General features: G+C 66.2%; 15 protein-coding genes. 7 read left to right on the top strand and 8 right to left on the bottom strand.

Annotation, left to right across the window (positions count from 1 at the left end; translation table 11 throughout):
- Nucleotides 1-34 precede the first annotated feature (34 nt).
- The 5 genes from I8N54_RS02810 to I8N54_RS02790 all read left to right on the top strand — a co-directional run bounded on the left by I8N54_RS02810 (nucleotide 35) and on the right by I8N54_RS02790 (nucleotide 5,132).
- The gene (locus I8N54_RS02810; protein WP_140194023.1) at nucleotides 35-1,540 is read left to right on the top strand and encodes a sugar ABC transporter ATP-binding protein; all 1,506 of its coding nucleotides are present in this window, start codon (nucleotides 35-37) and stop codon (nucleotides 1,538-1,540) included.
- Complete coding sequence (locus I8N54_RS02805) at nucleotides 1,537-2,556, top strand: ABC transporter permease (RefSeq protein WP_140194024.1); 1,020 nt, start codon at nucleotides 1,537-1,539, stop codon at nucleotides 2,554-2,556. Before I8N54_RS02810 ends, I8N54_RS02805 begins: the two co-directional genes overlap by 4 nt.
- A complete protein-coding gene (gene yjfF / locus I8N54_RS02800; RefSeq protein WP_140194025.1) occupies nucleotides 2,553-3,527 on the top strand; it encodes a galactofuranose ABC transporter, permease protein YjfF in 975 nt (324 codons plus the stop codon). The genes I8N54_RS02805 and yjfF overlap by 4 nt, the downstream gene beginning before the upstream one ends.
- A gap of 1 nt (nucleotide 3,528) precedes the next feature.
- Complete coding sequence (locus I8N54_RS02795; protein ID WP_140194026.1) at nucleotides 3,529-4,233, top strand: FadR/GntR family transcriptional regulator; 705 nt, start codon at nucleotides 3,529-3,531, stop codon at nucleotides 4,231-4,233.
- A gap of 524 nt (nucleotides 4,234-4,757) precedes the next feature.
- A complete protein-coding gene (locus I8N54_RS02790; RefSeq protein ID WP_197097526.1) occupies nucleotides 4,758-5,132 on the top strand; it encodes a response regulator in 375 nt (124 codons plus the stop codon).
- A gap of 57 nt (nucleotides 5,133-5,189) precedes the next feature.
- Here the strand turns inward: I8N54_RS02790 and I8N54_RS02785 are convergent, their stop codons facing one another.
- From I8N54_RS02785 to I8N54_RS02755, 7 genes are all read right to left on the bottom strand, one after another.
- Entirely contained in the window at nucleotides 5,190-5,936 is a 747-nt protein-coding gene (locus tag I8N54_RS02785; RefSeq protein ID WP_140194028.1) for an SDR family NAD(P)-dependent oxidoreductase, read from the bottom strand.
- The gene (locus tag I8N54_RS02780; RefSeq protein ID WP_140194029.1) at nucleotides 5,933-6,700 is read right to left on the bottom strand and encodes an RraA family protein; all 768 of its coding nucleotides are present in this window, start codon (nucleotides 6,698-6,700) and stop codon (nucleotides 5,933-5,935) included. The genes I8N54_RS02785 and I8N54_RS02780 overlap by 4 nt, the downstream gene beginning before the upstream one ends.
- 15 nt (nucleotides 6,701-6,715) lie before the next feature.
- Nucleotides 6,716-7,768, bottom strand: a complete 1,053-nt coding sequence (locus I8N54_RS02775) for an ABC transporter ATP-binding protein (RefSeq protein WP_140194030.1) — start codon at nucleotides 7,766-7,768, stop codon at nucleotides 6,716-6,718.
- Nucleotides 7,769-7,772: 4 nt separating this feature from the next.
- On the bottom strand, nucleotides 7,773-8,594 hold the full coding sequence (locus tag I8N54_RS02770) for an aldo/keto reductase (RefSeq protein ID WP_140194031.1): 822 nt from the start codon (nucleotides 8,592-8,594) through the stop codon (nucleotides 7,773-7,775).
- A 6-nt stretch (nucleotides 8,595-8,600) separates the two neighbouring features.
- Complete coding sequence (locus tag I8N54_RS02765; protein ID WP_140194032.1) at nucleotides 8,601-9,431, bottom strand: carbohydrate ABC transporter permease; 831 nt, start codon at nucleotides 9,429-9,431, stop codon at nucleotides 8,601-8,603.
- A complete protein-coding gene (locus I8N54_RS02760) occupies nucleotides 9,428-10,288 on the bottom strand; it encodes a carbohydrate ABC transporter permease (protein ID WP_140194033.1) in 861 nt (286 codons plus the stop codon). The genes I8N54_RS02765 and I8N54_RS02760 overlap by 4 nt, the downstream gene beginning before the upstream one ends.
- Nucleotides 10,289-10,363: 75 nt before the next feature.
- Nucleotides 10,364-11,581, bottom strand: coding sequence for an ABC transporter substrate-binding protein (locus I8N54_RS02755; protein WP_140194034.1), 1,218 nt, complete (start codon nucleotides 11,579-11,581; stop codon nucleotides 10,364-10,366).
- A 170-nt stretch (nucleotides 11,582-11,751) separates the two neighbouring features.
- On the opposite strand from I8N54_RS02755, the gene I8N54_RS02750 reads away from it, so the two are divergent.
- Both I8N54_RS02750 and I8N54_RS02745 read left to right on the top strand, forming a co-directional pair.
- Entirely contained in the window at nucleotides 11,752-12,942 is a 1,191-nt protein-coding gene (locus tag I8N54_RS02750; protein ID WP_140194035.1) for a mandelate racemase/muconate lactonizing enzyme family protein, read from the top strand.
- A gap of 11 nt (nucleotides 12,943-12,953) precedes the next feature.
- Nucleotides 12,954-13,913 (top strand): Gfo/Idh/MocA family protein, encoded by a 960-nt coding sequence (locus I8N54_RS02745; protein ID WP_140194036.1) that lies wholly within the window; start codon nucleotides 12,954-12,956, stop codon nucleotides 13,911-13,913.
- Here the strand turns inward: I8N54_RS02745 and I8N54_RS02740 are convergent.
- Entirely contained in the window at nucleotides 13,910-15,163 is a 1,254-nt protein-coding gene (locus I8N54_RS02740; RefSeq protein ID WP_269434064.1) for a mandelate racemase/muconate lactonizing enzyme family protein, read from the bottom strand. The genes I8N54_RS02745 and I8N54_RS02740 overlap by 4 nt on opposite strands.
- Between the last annotated feature and the right edge of the window lie 4 nt (nucleotides 15,164-15,167).

Raw genomic sequence — 15,167 nt, 5'->3', positions numbered from 1 at the left:
GGTGCCCCGCAACCCTTTGCCAAGAAGGTTTCCCATGCTGCTGACCATCGAGGACCTGACCAAGACCTTCCCCGGCACGGTCGCGCTCGACGGGGTCCGGTTCGACCTCAGGGCCGGCGAGGTCCATGCGCTTCTCGGGGAGAACGGCGCGGGAAAGTCCACGCTTATCAAGTGCCTGACCGGCGTCCACATCCGCGACCGCGGGGAGATCACGCTCGATGGCCAACCGATCTCACCCACCTCCACGCTAGAGGCGCAGGAGCTCGGTATCGGCACGGTCTACCAGGAAGTGAACCTCCTGCCGAACCTCACCGTGGCCGAGAACCTCACCTTCGGACGCCAGCCGACTCGGTTCGGCATGGTCTCGGGGCGGCAGATGAGGGCGGACGCCGAAGAGATGCTTGCGGGCTACGGGCTCGACCACGTCAATGTCGGCCGCGAACTCGGGACATATTCCGTCGCCGTGCAGCAGATCGTCGCCATCGCCCGCGCCGTCGCGCTTTCCGGCAAGGTGCTGATCCTCGACGAGCCGACCGCGAGCCTCGACGCCCGAGAGACCGAGACGCTGTTCGACGTCGTCCGGCGCCTGCGGGACCGTGGGCTCGGCATCATCTTCATTTCGCACTTCCTCGATCAGGTGTTCGAGCTCAGCGACCGGATGACGGTGCTCCGCAACGGGCGCCATATCGTCACCGCCGAGACGTCCGAGATGGATCGCCTGCAGCTGATCCACCACATGCTCGGCCACGAACTGGAGGAGGCCGAAAGCCGCAAGACCAGCCGCGAGGCCGGCCCGGAAGTGCTTCGGTTCGAAGGTCTCGCCCGGCGCGGTAAGGTGGAGCCGTTCGATCTGTCCGTCCGCAAGGGCGAAGTGATCGGGCTTGCCGGTCTGCTCGGCTCCGGCCGAACCGAGACGGCGGATGTGCTGTTCGGGCGTACACCGCCCGACCGGGGCAAGGCGACCGACGCCGACGGCCCCGTCGACCTCGGCAATCCCCGCGCCGCGATAGCGGGTGGCTTCGGCTATGCGCCCGAAGACCGCAAGACCGACGGGATCATCGCGGATCTTTCGGTGCGCGAGAACATCGCGCTCGCCCTTCAGGCACGGCGGGGCTGGGCCAAGCCGATCCCCCGGGCCGAGCAACGCGCCCTTGCCGATGACTACATCCGTCGCCTCGACATCCGCACCTCCGACGCGGAGAAGGCCGTGGGCGACCTCTCGGGGGGCAACCAGCAGAAGGTCGTGCTGGCCCGCTGGCTCGCGATGAACCCCCGCTTCCTGATCCTCGACGAGCCGACGCGCGGCATCGACGTCGGTGCCCATGCCGAGATCCTCAAGCTGATCGGCGAGCTGACCGACCAGGGCATGTCGATCCTGTTGATCTCGTCCGAGTTCGACGAGCTGATCGCCGCGTCCGACCGCGTCATCGTGGTGCGTGACCGCCGCCATGTCTCCGAACTGGTGGGTGAAGAGATCGAGACGGGCCGCATCATCAAGTCGATCGCCGCTCACGACACGACCGAGGGAGCCGCACTATGAGCCACGGTCTTCGCCGCCTCGCCCCGCAATTGATCACGCTCGTCGCCCTCGTGGCGCTCGTCTCGCTGTTCTTCCCGGGCTTCCTAGCCGTCGAGATCGTCGACGGCCGCTTCGTCGGCAGCGCTGTCGACGTATTGAAGCGCGGCGCGCCGGTCGCGCTTCTGGCCGTCGGCATGACGCTGGTGATCGCGACCAAAGGGATCGATCTGAGCGTCGGCGCGGTCATGGCGATCTGCGGCGCAGCCTCCGCCTGGGCCGTGTCCAACGACTATGGCGTCTTGTCGGCCATCCTGATCGGGCTCGGGGCCGGGCTGATCTGCGGCCTGTGGAACGGCGTGCTTGTCGCCGTGGCGGGCATCCAGCCGATCGTCGCGACGCTGATCCTGATGGTCGCCGGACGCGGCGTGGCGCAGATGATCACCGAAGGCCGGATCCTGACATTCAGCAACGAGGGCCTCGCGTTCCTCGGCGCGGGCGACTTTCTGGGCATACCTACACCGATCCTGATCTGGATCGTCGTCGGCATCGCGGTCGGCCTGCTGGTGCGACGCACAGCGCTTGGCCTGCTGATCGAGGCGATCGGCATCAACCGCCCCGCGAGCGCGCTCGCCGGGGTGAACGCCCGCGTCCTGCTGATCGCCGTCTACATCGCCTCGGGCCTCTGCGCCGCCATCGCCGGCATCATCGTCGCCGCCGACATCCGGGGCGCCGATGCCAACAATGCAGGCCTCTGGCTCGAACTCGACGCGATCCTTGCGGTCGTCATCGGAGGCACATCGCTGCTCGGCGGGCGCTTCTCCATCGCGGCGTCGCTGCTTGGCGCGCTCATCATCCAGACGATCGACACCGGCATCCTGCTCGCCGGGTTCCCGTCCGAGTTCAACCTCGTCATCAAGGCGGGCCTCGTCGTCGTCATCCTCGTGCTGCAGTCGCCCCGTCTCAATCCCCAGCTGTCCGCCCTGTTTCGCCGGAACCGAGGGGCGGCGGCGTCCAGAAAGAACGAGGCCGCCGAATGAACGCCCGGGTCCTTCCGCTCTATGCCACCATCGCGATCTTTCTGGTGGCCTACCTGATCTGCTACATCCAGTTCCCGGCGATGCTGTCGACGCGGGTGATCTGCAACCTGCTGACCGACAACGCTTACCTCGGCATCGCGGCCGTGGGCATGACCATCGTCATCCTGTCGGGCGGGATCGATCTGTCCGTCGGGTCGGTGATCGCCTTTTCAGGCGTTTTCATCGCCGTGGTGCTGCGCGACACGGGGTTGCACCCCTTGATCGTCTTCGCGCTCCTGCTTGTCATCACCACGGGGTTCGGGGCGGCGATGGGCGGGCTGATCCACGGGCTCGCCATGCCACCTTTCATCGTGACACTGGCGGGCATGTTCCTCGCCAGGGGCGCGGCCTACATGCTGACGATCGACAGCGTCTCGATCGATCACGCCTTCTACGACGACGTGCTGCAGGACGCCTACTGGCGGATGCCCGGCGGCGGGCGGCTGACGCTGATCGGCATCCTCATGCTGCTGTCGGTCGCGGGTGGCATGATCCTCGCCCACCGGACCCGCTTCGGCACGTCGGTCTTCGCTCTGGGCGGCGGAGAGCATACCGCGCGCCTGATGGGCGTCGCGGTCGGTCGGACGACGATCCTGATCTACGCCGTGTCCGGCTTCATGGCCGGCCTCTCCGGCATCGTCTTTTCCATCTACACCGGCTCTGGCTACCCGCTCGCGACCGTTGGGACCGAATTGACCGCCATCGCCACGGTCGTCATCGGCGGGACCCTGTTGAGCGGCGGGTCGGGGTTCGTCTTCGGCACCCTGATCGGCGTGCTCACGATGGGCCTGATCCAGACCTACATCGTCTTCGACGGCACGCTGTCGAGCTGGTGGACGAAAATCGCGATCGGGCTTCTTCTACTTCTCTTCATCCTGCTGCAAAAAGCGCTTCTCACACTGGGACAGAGACAACGCGGCATCACGACCTGACATGGGCAAATTCCTCGACCTGATCGATCCGGGCCTCAGCACCGGCGGCAGCAACCACGGGCGCGTGGTCGAAGGGATCGGCCGGGCCATCGTCGCGGGCGAGCCGCCCGACGGTGAGCTCCTGCCCCGCGACGAAGAGCTGATTGAGGTCTTCGGCGTCTCCCGGACCGTTCTGCGCGAGGCGATGAAGACCCTTGCAGCCAAGGGCATGGTGGTGGCCAAGGCCCGCGTCGGGACCCGCGTCCGGCCACGACGTGAGTGGAACATGTTCGATGCCCAGCTGCTGCGCTGGCATCTGGACGGCGAACCGAGCTGCCGCTTCTATCAGCAGCTGTTCGAGATGCGTCTGGCGTTCGAGCCCTTCGCCGCCCGCCTCGCCGCGGAGAACGCGACCGCCGCCGATCTCGATCGTCTCGCCGCCTGTGTCGAAGCGATGCGGAGCGCGCAGGACCAGACCGAGTTCTCGCTCGCGGACATGGAGTTCCACCGGGCTGTCTTCGACGCGGCCGGCAACGCCTTCTTCCAGTCCGTCGTCTCGCTTGTGGAAGCTGCCCTTCTATCGCTGCTGCGCCGCTCCTCCCCCGACCCGCACCCCGAGGAGCTGCGAAAGATCTGCGACGGCCACCAGCTGATCGCCGATGCGATCGCCTGCCGCCAGCCCGCCAAGGCGCACGATGCGATGATCAAGGTGATCGATGTCGGCTAGGGACGGATCTTCGGCGGCAGTCCGGCGACCTCGTCCGTGTCGAAGGGCTGACCAGCGAGCCTTGAGAGAATTTCCGACGGCTCTGTTCTACTAAGAGACCACAAGTGGGCGCCTCCGGAGCATGGCCTGCGGGCTCGTCTGTCCGCGACTCCGGTTGCCGATTTCCAGGGGGTTGAGAGGACGGGATCGCCAACTCTACCCGCTGGCCACACCTGTCGCCGAAAAAGGGATACGGCGCTTAGCGAGCTCGGTACGACGCTTTGCGCGGAGATTTACGTACCGGTCCAATGGAGCATGTTGCGCCGCATGTTTCCGCCAGTGGTGTCAGGCGCGTTACCGAGGCGATCGCACGACGTCTCGCACTATTTCCGGAGGCCTAAAGCGCCCGATTTCCGCGGTGGACTAATCCCCGCCCGCAACCTAGTTCTGCGCCACGAAATCACTAGATGTGTTTAACGACTTACACTTGGAAGGTTTTCGCTGTTGCCCCCGCAATCGCGACACTTCCAGCGAATCGGATATTTATGACCCATACAATTCTCCACATCGATGACGATCCGATCGCTTGCGAGCTGGTACGGTCGATCCTGGAAGATGCTTTCGAGGTCCGCGTTGTCTCCCGCATGAATACGTCCGATGCGCTGGAAACCCTCAAGCAGGTTGCGCCGGACTTGATCATCACGGACATCGCGATGCCGGGACACGGTGGCTTCGAACTCGTCCGCGCACTTCGCGACACGCCATCCACGGCGGCGATTCCGATCATCGTCCTGAGCGGCCGAATAGCGATGCTCGGCCACTACGAGCAGTTTCAGGACATGGTCGATGACATCCTTGAGAAGCCGATCCACCAGGCGGAGCTGCGCGCGAAAGTGCGCAGAACGCTGAAGCTCCACTAGAAAGACCGGTCAGCTCGTCGGCTTGCCCGGGTCGGCGGAGGCCATCGGACTGCCCCCCTAGATCCACCCGCCATCGACGACGAAACATTGCGCGGTGCAGGCCTTCGCGGCGTCCGAGGCCAGCCAGAGCGCGAGTGCGGAGACATCTTCGGGCAGCACCGGGTCGGGCAGGAACTGGCGCTCTGCGATCATGCGACGACCGGCGTCGTCGACACGCTCGCGCAGCTGCTTCTCGGTCATCACCCAGCCGGGGATGATGCAATTGACCCGGATGCGGTCGGGCCCGAGATCTCGGGCCAGCGCGCGTGTCAGGCCCTCGATCCCCGCCTTGGCGGTCATGTAGAGCGGCATACCACCGAAGCCGCCGCGCCATGAGATCGAGCCGGTGTTGATGATCGCCCCCCGTCCTGCCGCGCGCATGGCCGGGGCAACCGCCTGGGCGGCGAAGACGAGATGGCGGAGATTCACCGCGATACGACTGTCGAAATACTCGGGCGTGATTGCAGAGAGGTCGTGTCGCGTGTCGTCGGCGGCGTTGTTGACGAGGATCTCGACCGGTCCGTTGCGGTCTGCCGCCGCCTCCAGCGCCGCCTTCAGCGCCTCGAGGTCGGTGAGATCACAGGGCAGGAACGTGCTGCCGGATGCTGTCGCCTCCAGCGCCGTACCCGCCGCCCGGTCGATGTCGAGGAACGCGACCCGCGCACCTTGAGCAGCGAAGGCTTCGACGTGGGCCGCGCCGATTCCGGTGGCGCCGCCAGTGACGACGACGCTGCGACCCTCCAGCGACGGGTAGTGCGCGCTCATGATCCGGACCCATCCTCCTGCGCGGACTTCCAGGCGAGGTATTCGTCCTGAACCTCGTCCGTGAGGGGATAGTATTTCGCAAGATCAGCCCCTTGGCTCAGGCGCAGACGCGAGAATTCCTCCCACTCCGCGTGCTCTCCGGCAACGTCGGCGAGCTGCTCACCAAGTCCGGCGGGGACCACGATGGCGCCGTCGTCGTCCGCAACGATGATGTCGCCGGGCATCACCAGAACGCCCCCGCACTGGACGGGCACGTTGACCGCCCAGGGCACGATCGAGGTCTGCGCGTGGTAGTTCGGCGTGGTGCCCTTGACCCAGATCCCGACGTCGATGTCCCGCGCGGGGCCGCTGTCGCGGATACAGCCGTCTACGACGACGCCGAGACCGCCCCGGCCGGCGAAGAAGGTCAGCATCATCTCTCCGAAGATGCCGGAGGACATGTCACCGCAGGCATCGACGACGATCATGTCGCCGGCCTCCGCCGGATACATCACGTGCCGGTGCAGCTGGAGTTCCGGATTGTCGTATTCGCCGCCTTTGAAAAGGTCCTCGCGCTTGGGCATGAACTGCAGCGTGAGCGCCGGACCGGCGACCGCCTTGCGTCCGCGAACCAGCGCCTGCGGCCCTTCGATGTGGACGCTTCGAATGCCGAAGACGCGGTTCAGCTCGCTCGACGCGGTGGCGGAGCCGATCTCTGCAAGACGGTCGCACAAGGCGCGGGAGGGCCTTTCGATCTTGGCAATCTCGGTCGGGATCCTCGTCATGTCGGTCCTCAATGGTCAGGGGTTCAGCCGCTCGCCGGACGTCGCGTCGAAAAGATGAAGCTGTTCGGGATCGGGGTGGAGGTGAAGCGTTTCGCCCGGACGGGCCTGGATCCGTTCGCGGAAGGCGGCGACGAGCTCGCCCTCGCCCACCCTGGCCGTGACCAGCGTCTCGGAGCCGGTCGGCTCCACCGTCACCACGCGGACGGCAATGCCGGTCTCGGCGACGGCGAAATGTTCCGGCCGCACGCCGAGGCGCACGGGCCCCTCGGCGACATGACGTCCGGCAAGCTCGACGACGTCGCCGCCGGGCGTCACGAAACGTCCGCCTTCGATCCGACCGTCGATCAGGTTCATGGCAGGCGAGCCGATGAATTCCGCGACGAAGGTGTTGGCCGGCGTGTCGTAGAGCTCGAGCGGCGTACCCACCTGCTCCACGATGCCGTCATGCATGACGACGATCCGGTCGGCCATGGTCATCGCCTCGATCTGGTCGTGGGTGACGTAGACCGTCGTGGTGCCAAGCCTTTGGTGCAGGGCCTTGATCTCGGAGCGCATCGCGACGCGCAACTTTGCATCGAGGTTGGACAGCGGCTCATCGAACAAGAACACCGCCGGGTCGCGCACGATGGAGCGGCCCATCGCGACCCGCTGGCGCTGTCCACCCGAGAGCTGCGCGGGCTTGCGGTCGAGCAGCGGTTCGAGGTCGAGGATACGCGCGGCTTCAGCGACACGCCGCGCGCGTTCGGCCTTGTCGGCGCGGGCGAGCTTCAGCGAAAACCCCATGTTCTGCGCGACCGTCATGTGCGGATAGAGCGCGTAGGACTGGAACACCATCGCGATGTCCCGCTCCTTCGGACGCAGGTCGTTCACGACCCGGCCGTTGATGCCGATCTCGCCGGAGGTGATCTCTTCCAGCCCGGCGATCATCCGAAGGAGCGTGGACTTTCCGCAGCCCGACGGGCCCACCAGCACGACGAATTCACCGTCGGCGATGGCGACGTCGATACCGTGCAGGACTTCGAGCCCCCCATAGGACTTCCGGACGTCTGATATGGTTACCGTTCCCATGAGATCACCTGTCGTCCCAGTCGGGGGACTTGGGCGGCTGGATCAGTCGCTCGGCCCGGTCGAGGCCGCGAATCTCGCCGACTTCCGCCTCGCTCAGCGACACGTCCTGCGCGGCGAGGTTGTCGCGCAGGCGCTGCGCGTTGGAGGAGGCCGGGATGACGATGTGCCCCTCCGCCATCAGGAACGCGAGCGAGATCGCGGCGGCGGTCACACCATGCGCCTCGGCGATACGGGACAGAACCGGATCGTCGGCGACCTTGCCCTGCGCGAGCGGCTGGTACGCGGTCAGTGGCAGGCCGATCTCGGCGGCGTAGCCGGTCAGCTTGGGCGACTGGAGGTAGGGGTGGAGCTCGACCTGGTTGGTCGCGATAACCCCCTTCCCCAACACCGCTTCGGTTCGCTTCAGGTGGTCGATCGTGAAGTTCGACACACCGATCATCCGGGTCTGGCCGCGCTCGCGGCAGTCCGCGGCGGCGTTGAGATACTCCTCGATCGGAACCTCGTCGTGGAAGGAGGGCCAGTGGATCAGCAGCAGGTCGACCCGGTCGACGCCCAGTGCCTCGAGGCTGCCCTCCACGCTCGCCAGCGCATCGTCACGGCGCAGCTTCGTGTCCACGATCTTGGTCGTGATGAAGAACTCGTTGTGTGGAATGCCGGACTGGCGGATCGCTTCACCCACGTTGCGCTCGGTGTCGTAGCTCTGCGCGGTGTCGATGTGGCGGTAGCCGGCCTCGATCCCCTCGAGCAGAGCGGCGAGGCCGTCGTCTCCCGTACGTCCGAAAGTGCCGAGGCCGATCTGCGGGATGCCGTTCACGTCATTGATCACGGTCGTCTATCCTTTCGTTGCGCCGGCGGTCAGACCGCCGATGAAGAGCCGCTGCATCGACAGGAAGAGCAGCGCGACCGGGACCGTCATGATCATCGAGGCCGCCATGACGGAGCCCCAGTCGGTGTTGAATTCGGTGGTGAACTCGGCCAGCCCGATGGGCAGCGTCTTCACCGAGCTGTCCGTCGCGAAGCAGAGCGCGAAGATGAACTCGTTCCATGTCGTCACGAAGGCGTAGACGGCGACCGCGACGAGGCCCGGAAGCGACAGCGGCAACGTGATACGGAAGAGCACGCCGACCCGGCTCGCCCCGTCGATGATGGCGGCCTCCTCGAGTTCGGGCGGGATGGCGCGGAAATAGCTCGTCAGCATCCAGACCGAGAGCGGCAGGGTGATGATCATGTAGACGAGGATCAGCCCCCAGTAGGTGTTCACGAGGTCGAGCCAGCGCAGTGTGATGAACAGCGGGACGATGATCGCCGCTGTCGGCAGCAACTGCCCGACAAGGACGAAGCTCTGCGCCGCCGCCTTGCCCCGGAACCGGAAGCGGGCGAACCCGTAGGAGGCGAAGACCGCGAGGATGATCGCCAGCACCGTCGAGCCGACCGAGATCACCACCGAGTTCAGGAAGTAGCGGGGAATATTGCTCTCCCACAGGACGGAGGCGTAGTTCTCAAGCGTCGGGTTCTTCGGAATCCAGCTCGGCGGGATCGTGTAGAGTTCCCGCAGTTCCTTGAGCGAGCTGACGAGCATCCACATGAACGGAAACAGGCAGACAAGGACGAGCAGCAGCGCTCCCGCATAGATCGCGGCGGTGCCGATGGCGGGACGTTTCATTTCGCGATCTCCCCGCCCTGCGCCAGGAACCGGATGTAGAGCGCGACGATCACCATCGCGACGGTGAAGAAGATCACCGACAGCGCCGCGGCCTGGTTGAACTGGAATTGCTCGAACCCGAGCTTGAAGATCTGGATCGGCGTGATGAGCGTGAGGTTCGCTGGCCCGCCCTTGGTGATCGCGTAGATCGTGGTGATGTGGTTCAGCGCCCAGATCACCAGCAGTAGCGTCACCGCGATCAGAACCGGACGCACCTGCGGCAGCGTGACGTGCCACGTCTCGTCCCAGAAACTCGCCCCGTCGACGCGGGCCGCCTCGTAGAGATCGTTCGGAATGGACTGGAGACCGGCAAGCACCATGATCGCGACGAACGGGAACAGCTTCCAGATGTTGATGGCGATCATCGCCGGCATCACGGTGTGGCGGTTGGTCAGCCAGCCGATCGGCGCGTCGGCCACGCCGCTCGACGTCATCATGTAGTTGATGATCCCGAACTCGGTGTGGAACATCCACGCCCACGTGGTCGCGGCAACGATGCCCGGAACGACCCACGGGATCACGGCGATGGAGCGCACGATGCCACGCCCGGGGAATTTCTGGTTCAGCAGGATCGCCGTCGCGGTGCCGAGGATGATCTGGAACACGATGGAGCCGCCGACCCACCAGAGCGTGTTCTGGAAGGCCTTGGGCGTGACCCGTGCCGCGAGAACATCGCGGAAGTTCTCGGCTCCGGTGAAGGCGCCGTCAGCGTCGGTCACGCTCAGGATGCCGGTGTAGACCACCGGGTAGGCGATCAGCATCGTCATGACGACGAGCGCGGGCATCGCGAAGAGTAGGCCTGTTGGCAGGCGGCGCATGGCGCAGCTCCCGTCGGTTCGGAAATGGTGGAGGGGGTCGCGCCGCGCGCCGAAGCGCACGGCGCGGCCATCAGGTCAATCGAGCAGCGCCTGGATGTCCTCGGCGGCGAGGTCCATCGACTCCTGGGCGTCCATTTCGCCGATCAGGATCCGCTGGATGCCGTCGAAGTAGGCCTGCGAGATCTGCACCCAGTTCGGATGGTTCGGCAGCGGGCGGCCGTAGGGCAGCATGTCGCCATAGACCTCGAGCATCGGGTCATCGAAGCGCGGCATGTCCATCGCAGAGACACGCGCCGGGAAGGTGTCGGTGTAGAAGCCCATGTTCTCGGCCTGGGCCAGCCACTCGATCAGCACCTTCGCCTCGTCCGGGTTCTCGGCATCCGCCGGGATCACCCAGGACCAGCCGCCGAGGATCGACGCCGGGTCCTTCCCCTCGGGGTGGGGCTGCATCATCACGCCGATGTCGATGTCGGGGTTTTCCTGGGCGATGGAGGCAAGGTCGAACTGGCCGGACTGGTACATCGACACGGTGTCGGCAATGAACAGACGACGGTTGGCGGTGCCGTCGTTCTCGAGCGTGGAAGTCGGGGAGACTCCGAGATCGACATACATGTCGGTCCAGTATTTCACTGCCTCGACGGCTTCGGGGCTGTTGATGATCGCCTCCGTGCCGTCCTCGGAGATCAGGTCGCCGCCGTTCATCCAGACGAAGGGCACGGAGCGGAAGATCGTGTTGCCGACCTCGCCGCCGCCGGTGATGGCAAAGCCGAACTTGCCGTCCCCGGTGAGCGCCTGCGCGGCTTCGGCAAGCTCGGCCCACGTCTCGGGCGGGGCCTCGGGATCGAGGCCGGCAGCCTCGAAGTCGCCCTTGTTGAAGATCACGGCCATCGCCTCGATCCGGTAGGGCACGGCCCAGAGCTGGTCGTTCCACGTGACGTAGTCGATCGCCGCCTCGTTGTAATCCTCGGCGTCGGTCAGCACGTCGTCGAGCGGCATCACGAGGTCATTCTGCGCGTAGCCGTTCACCCACGGGTGCTGCACGTCGATCAGGTCCGGCGCGGAGCCCGAGCGCAGCGTGGTCAGGATACGTTCCGGCAGCCCGTTGGTGACCGTAATCTCGAGGTTCACGGTAATCTCGGGGTGCTCCTCCTCGAACTGCGCGACGAGCTCGCGCGCCCGCTCCTCGTTGAAGTTCGGTGTCCACCACGTGACTTCGTCCGCCTGCGCGGACATCGCCGCGACGGACAGGACGGACGCGCCGGTCAACAGCGCGATGCGTTTGGCTTGGGACATTGTCTGGTCTCCTCCCAGGTCGGCAGGCTGGCCCGCCGGTTTTCGGCAACCCCGCCCCTCGCGGTAATTGCCATTTGAACAAATAAAGTTCACAGTTGGATAGAGAGCGGATCGGAGACGGTGTTGTCAAGCCTGTCACCCGCCGCGTCGCAGCGAGGGAGGACGGCCGGATGAAGATCATTGACGTGCGCTGCGCCATCATCGGCCGGTCGCCGATCGTGCGTATCGTCACGGACGAAGGGATTTCTGGCCACGGCGAGGCCGAGTTTCACAAGCCCTACCTGAAGCCCCACGTGCTCGCCCTGCGCGAGGCGCTGCTCGGCGAGGACCCGACGCTGGTGGAACGGACGATGCGCCGGATTCGGCAGCGTGGCGGGTTCAAACCGTGGGGCGCGGCCGTCAGCGCGATCGAGATAGCGCTCTGGGACATCGCCGGACAGGCCGCCGGGCTGCCCGTGCACCGCCTGCTCGGAGGCAAGGTCCGCGACTCGGTGCGAGCCTACAACGGCGCAGTCCGCCAGCCCCTCGGCGGATCCGAGCCGGAGCATTACGCCGAGGACATGGAGCGCATGATCGCGGCGCCCGAGGGCTTCACCATCGTCAAGCAACCGGTCGGGTTCCACGCCGAGATGAAGCGCGCAGTGAGCGGCTTCACCTACGGCGAGCTTGGCGCGGGCCCGTTCCACGGCGCGCTCGACCGGGGGCCGATCACCCAGAAGGGCCTTGACCACATGGTCGCCTGCGTCGCCGCCATGACCGAGGTCGCGGCGGGCCGGGTCGGGCTCGCGCTCGACTGCGGGCCGGGATGGATGCTGCCCGACGCGATGCGCCTTGTCCGGCAGCTCGAACCGTTCGGCCTGTTGTGGGCGGAGGACCTGCTGTCGGGCGACTACACCCCCTGGGTCGACGCGCAGAGTTGGCGCGAGCTCACCCGCATGTCGCCCGTGCCGATCCACACCGGAGAGCAGATATACCTTCGCCAGAATTTCAAGGAGATCGTCGGCGGCAACGCGGTCCACGTGATCGGGCCCGACCCCGCCGACGTCGGCGGGCTGGCAGAGCTGAAGTGGATCGCCGAATACGCCGACCTGCACGGCATCCTGATCGCGCCGCACGGCACCGCGAACGGCCTGATCGGCCGCGCCGCTTTGGTCCAGGTCTGCGCGACGCTGCCGCAGAATTTCATCGCCTTCGAATATCCCGTGGCAGAGCCCGCATGGTGGGCCGACCTCGTCGAAGGCGTGCCCGCGATCGAGGCTGGCATGGTGCCCGTCCCCGACCGCCCCGGCCTCGGCGTGACGTTCCGGGAGGACGCGGTCCGGGAGAGGCTCTCGCCAGAAGATTCAGGCTTCTTCGACTGAAAGGATATCACATGCTCCGGATCGGCCTTCTGGGCGCGGCGAACATTGCCGGCCGCTCGATCGTGCAGCCCTGCGCCCGAAGCGACGCGGCGACCCTCGCCGCAGTCGCCGCCCGCCGGCCCGGCGCAGCGGCCGACTACGCGGCGGAGCACGGCATCGCCACCGCGCACGACAGCTACGAGGCGCTGCTGGAAGACGACGGCGTGGACGCGATCTACATCGCCCTGCCCCCGGCCCTGCACTTCGACTGGACGCTGAAGGCGTTCAAAGCAGGCAAGCCCGTGCTGGTGGAAAAGCCGATCGGCATGACAGAGGCCGAGGCGCGGCAGATGGTCGATACCGCCAAAGCCGCAGGCCTGATCCTGATGGAAGCCTTCCACGACCGCTATCACCCGGCGTTCCTGCACCTGCTGTCCCGCCTGCCCGACCTCGGCAAGATCACCGGGGCGGAGGCGCGGTTTCACGTCGACGTGCCGTGGAACCCGGCGAACATCCGGTTCGACCCGGCAATGGGCGGCGGCTGCATGATGGATCTCGGCTGCTACCCGCTGCACTGGCTGCGCTGCGCCCTCGGCGCGGAGCCCGAGGTACGGCAGGCCACCGCGGAACTAACAGAGCTCGGCATGGATCGGCGGATCGAGGCGGAGCTCGACTTCGACGGCGTCCCCGCCCGGATGACCGCCGACCTGATTGACCCGCCGTTCCGCGCAACCCTGACGATCATGGGGGAGAATGGCACCCTCACGCTCGACAATCCCTGCCTGCCGCACAACGGGCACTTCCTGCGCGAAGAGATCGCGGGTGCACCGGTGCGGCAGTACACCGTCGCCGGCGGCACGACTTACGACTATCAGCTTGCCGCCTTCGTCGAGGCGGTCCGCACCGGCCAGCGCCCGCTGACCGGCGGCGCGGACGCCTTCGCCAACATGGCCGCGCTCGAGGCGATCTACCGGAAGGTCGGCCTGCGCTAGTCGCCCATGACCTTCGCCCCGGTCGCGATGCCGGCAGTGTTCAGCGAGCCGTCGTAGAAGGGCACGTCGTAGGGTTCGTACGGAAAGCGGGCGCAGGCCTCCTCGATCAGCTCGACCCCGAGGCCGGGCGCGGTCGGGGCGAGCAGATCGCCCTGCTCGAAGACCAGCGTCTCGCGCACCAGTTCCTTGCGCCACGGCACATCGACCGAAACCGTCTCGAAGATCGACATGTTGGGAATGGCAACGGCGGTGTGAAGGGTCATCGCGTTCATCACTGGCCCGACCGGGTTGTGCGGCGCAAGCGGGATGAGGTGGGCGTGCGCGATATGGGCCATGCGCTTCACCTCCGACAGTCCGCCGGCGTGGCTGACATCGGGTTGAAGCACGTCGACCGCTCCTTTCGCCAGCGCCTCGATCACGCGCTGCGGCTCGAACAGTCGCTCGCCCGCGGCGATCGGAACCCGGCTGTTGCGGCGCACCTCGACCAGCGCGTCGATTGATTCAGGCGGTGTCGGCTCCTCGATCCAGCGCAGGTCGTAAGGTTCGAGCGCGCGGCACATGGCGATGGCGGTCGGCACGTTGAGCCGCCCGTGCACGTCGAGCATCAGGTCGATGCCCGGCCCCACGGCGTCGCGGACGGCGGCGACGATGTCGACCGTACGGCTGCGGGCGGCGAGCGACATCTCCATGTCCGCCGTTTCGAACGGGTCCCACTTGAGCGCGGTGTAGCCCATCGCGACGGCGTCCTTGGCACGGGCGGCGTAATCCTCGGGCTCGACCGCGCCGAAGAACCAGTGGTTGGCATAACAGGTCACGCGATCCCGGAACTTGCCGCCCAGCAACTCGAACACCGGCACGCCCAGCGCCTTGCCCTTGATGTCGAGCAGCGCCGCGTCGATCGCACCGAGTGCGGTGCGGAACACGGCACCGGTGCGCCAGTAGCTGTCGCGGTGGAGCTGTTCGATCAGCGGGTCGGTGCGGAACGGGTCCTGCCCGACGAGCACCCGCTCGAGCTCTTCCAGCGCGGCGACGACGGTCTGGGTCTTCCACTCGAGCGTGGCCTCCCCCACGCCATCGATCCCCTCGTCCGTGTAGAGCTTCACGAAGACGAAGTTGGTGCGCGAGACGTTCGCGACGAAGGTCTTGAGGCCGGTGATTTTCATGGATTGATCCGTGACAGGTAGTTCAAATCTGGATTGGTCTCGATCGCACGATGCACTATAGCGCGTGTCGACGCGCAAGAAGGACACGACA

It is taken from the genome of Pelagovum pacificum (assembly GCF_016134045.1).
GTDB lineage: Bacteria > Pseudomonadota > Alphaproteobacteria > Rhodobacterales > Rhodobacteraceae > Oceanicola > Oceanicola pacificus_A.
Note: the sequence above shows the minus strand (reverse complement) of the source record. Positions and strands in the feature narration are given on the sequence as shown.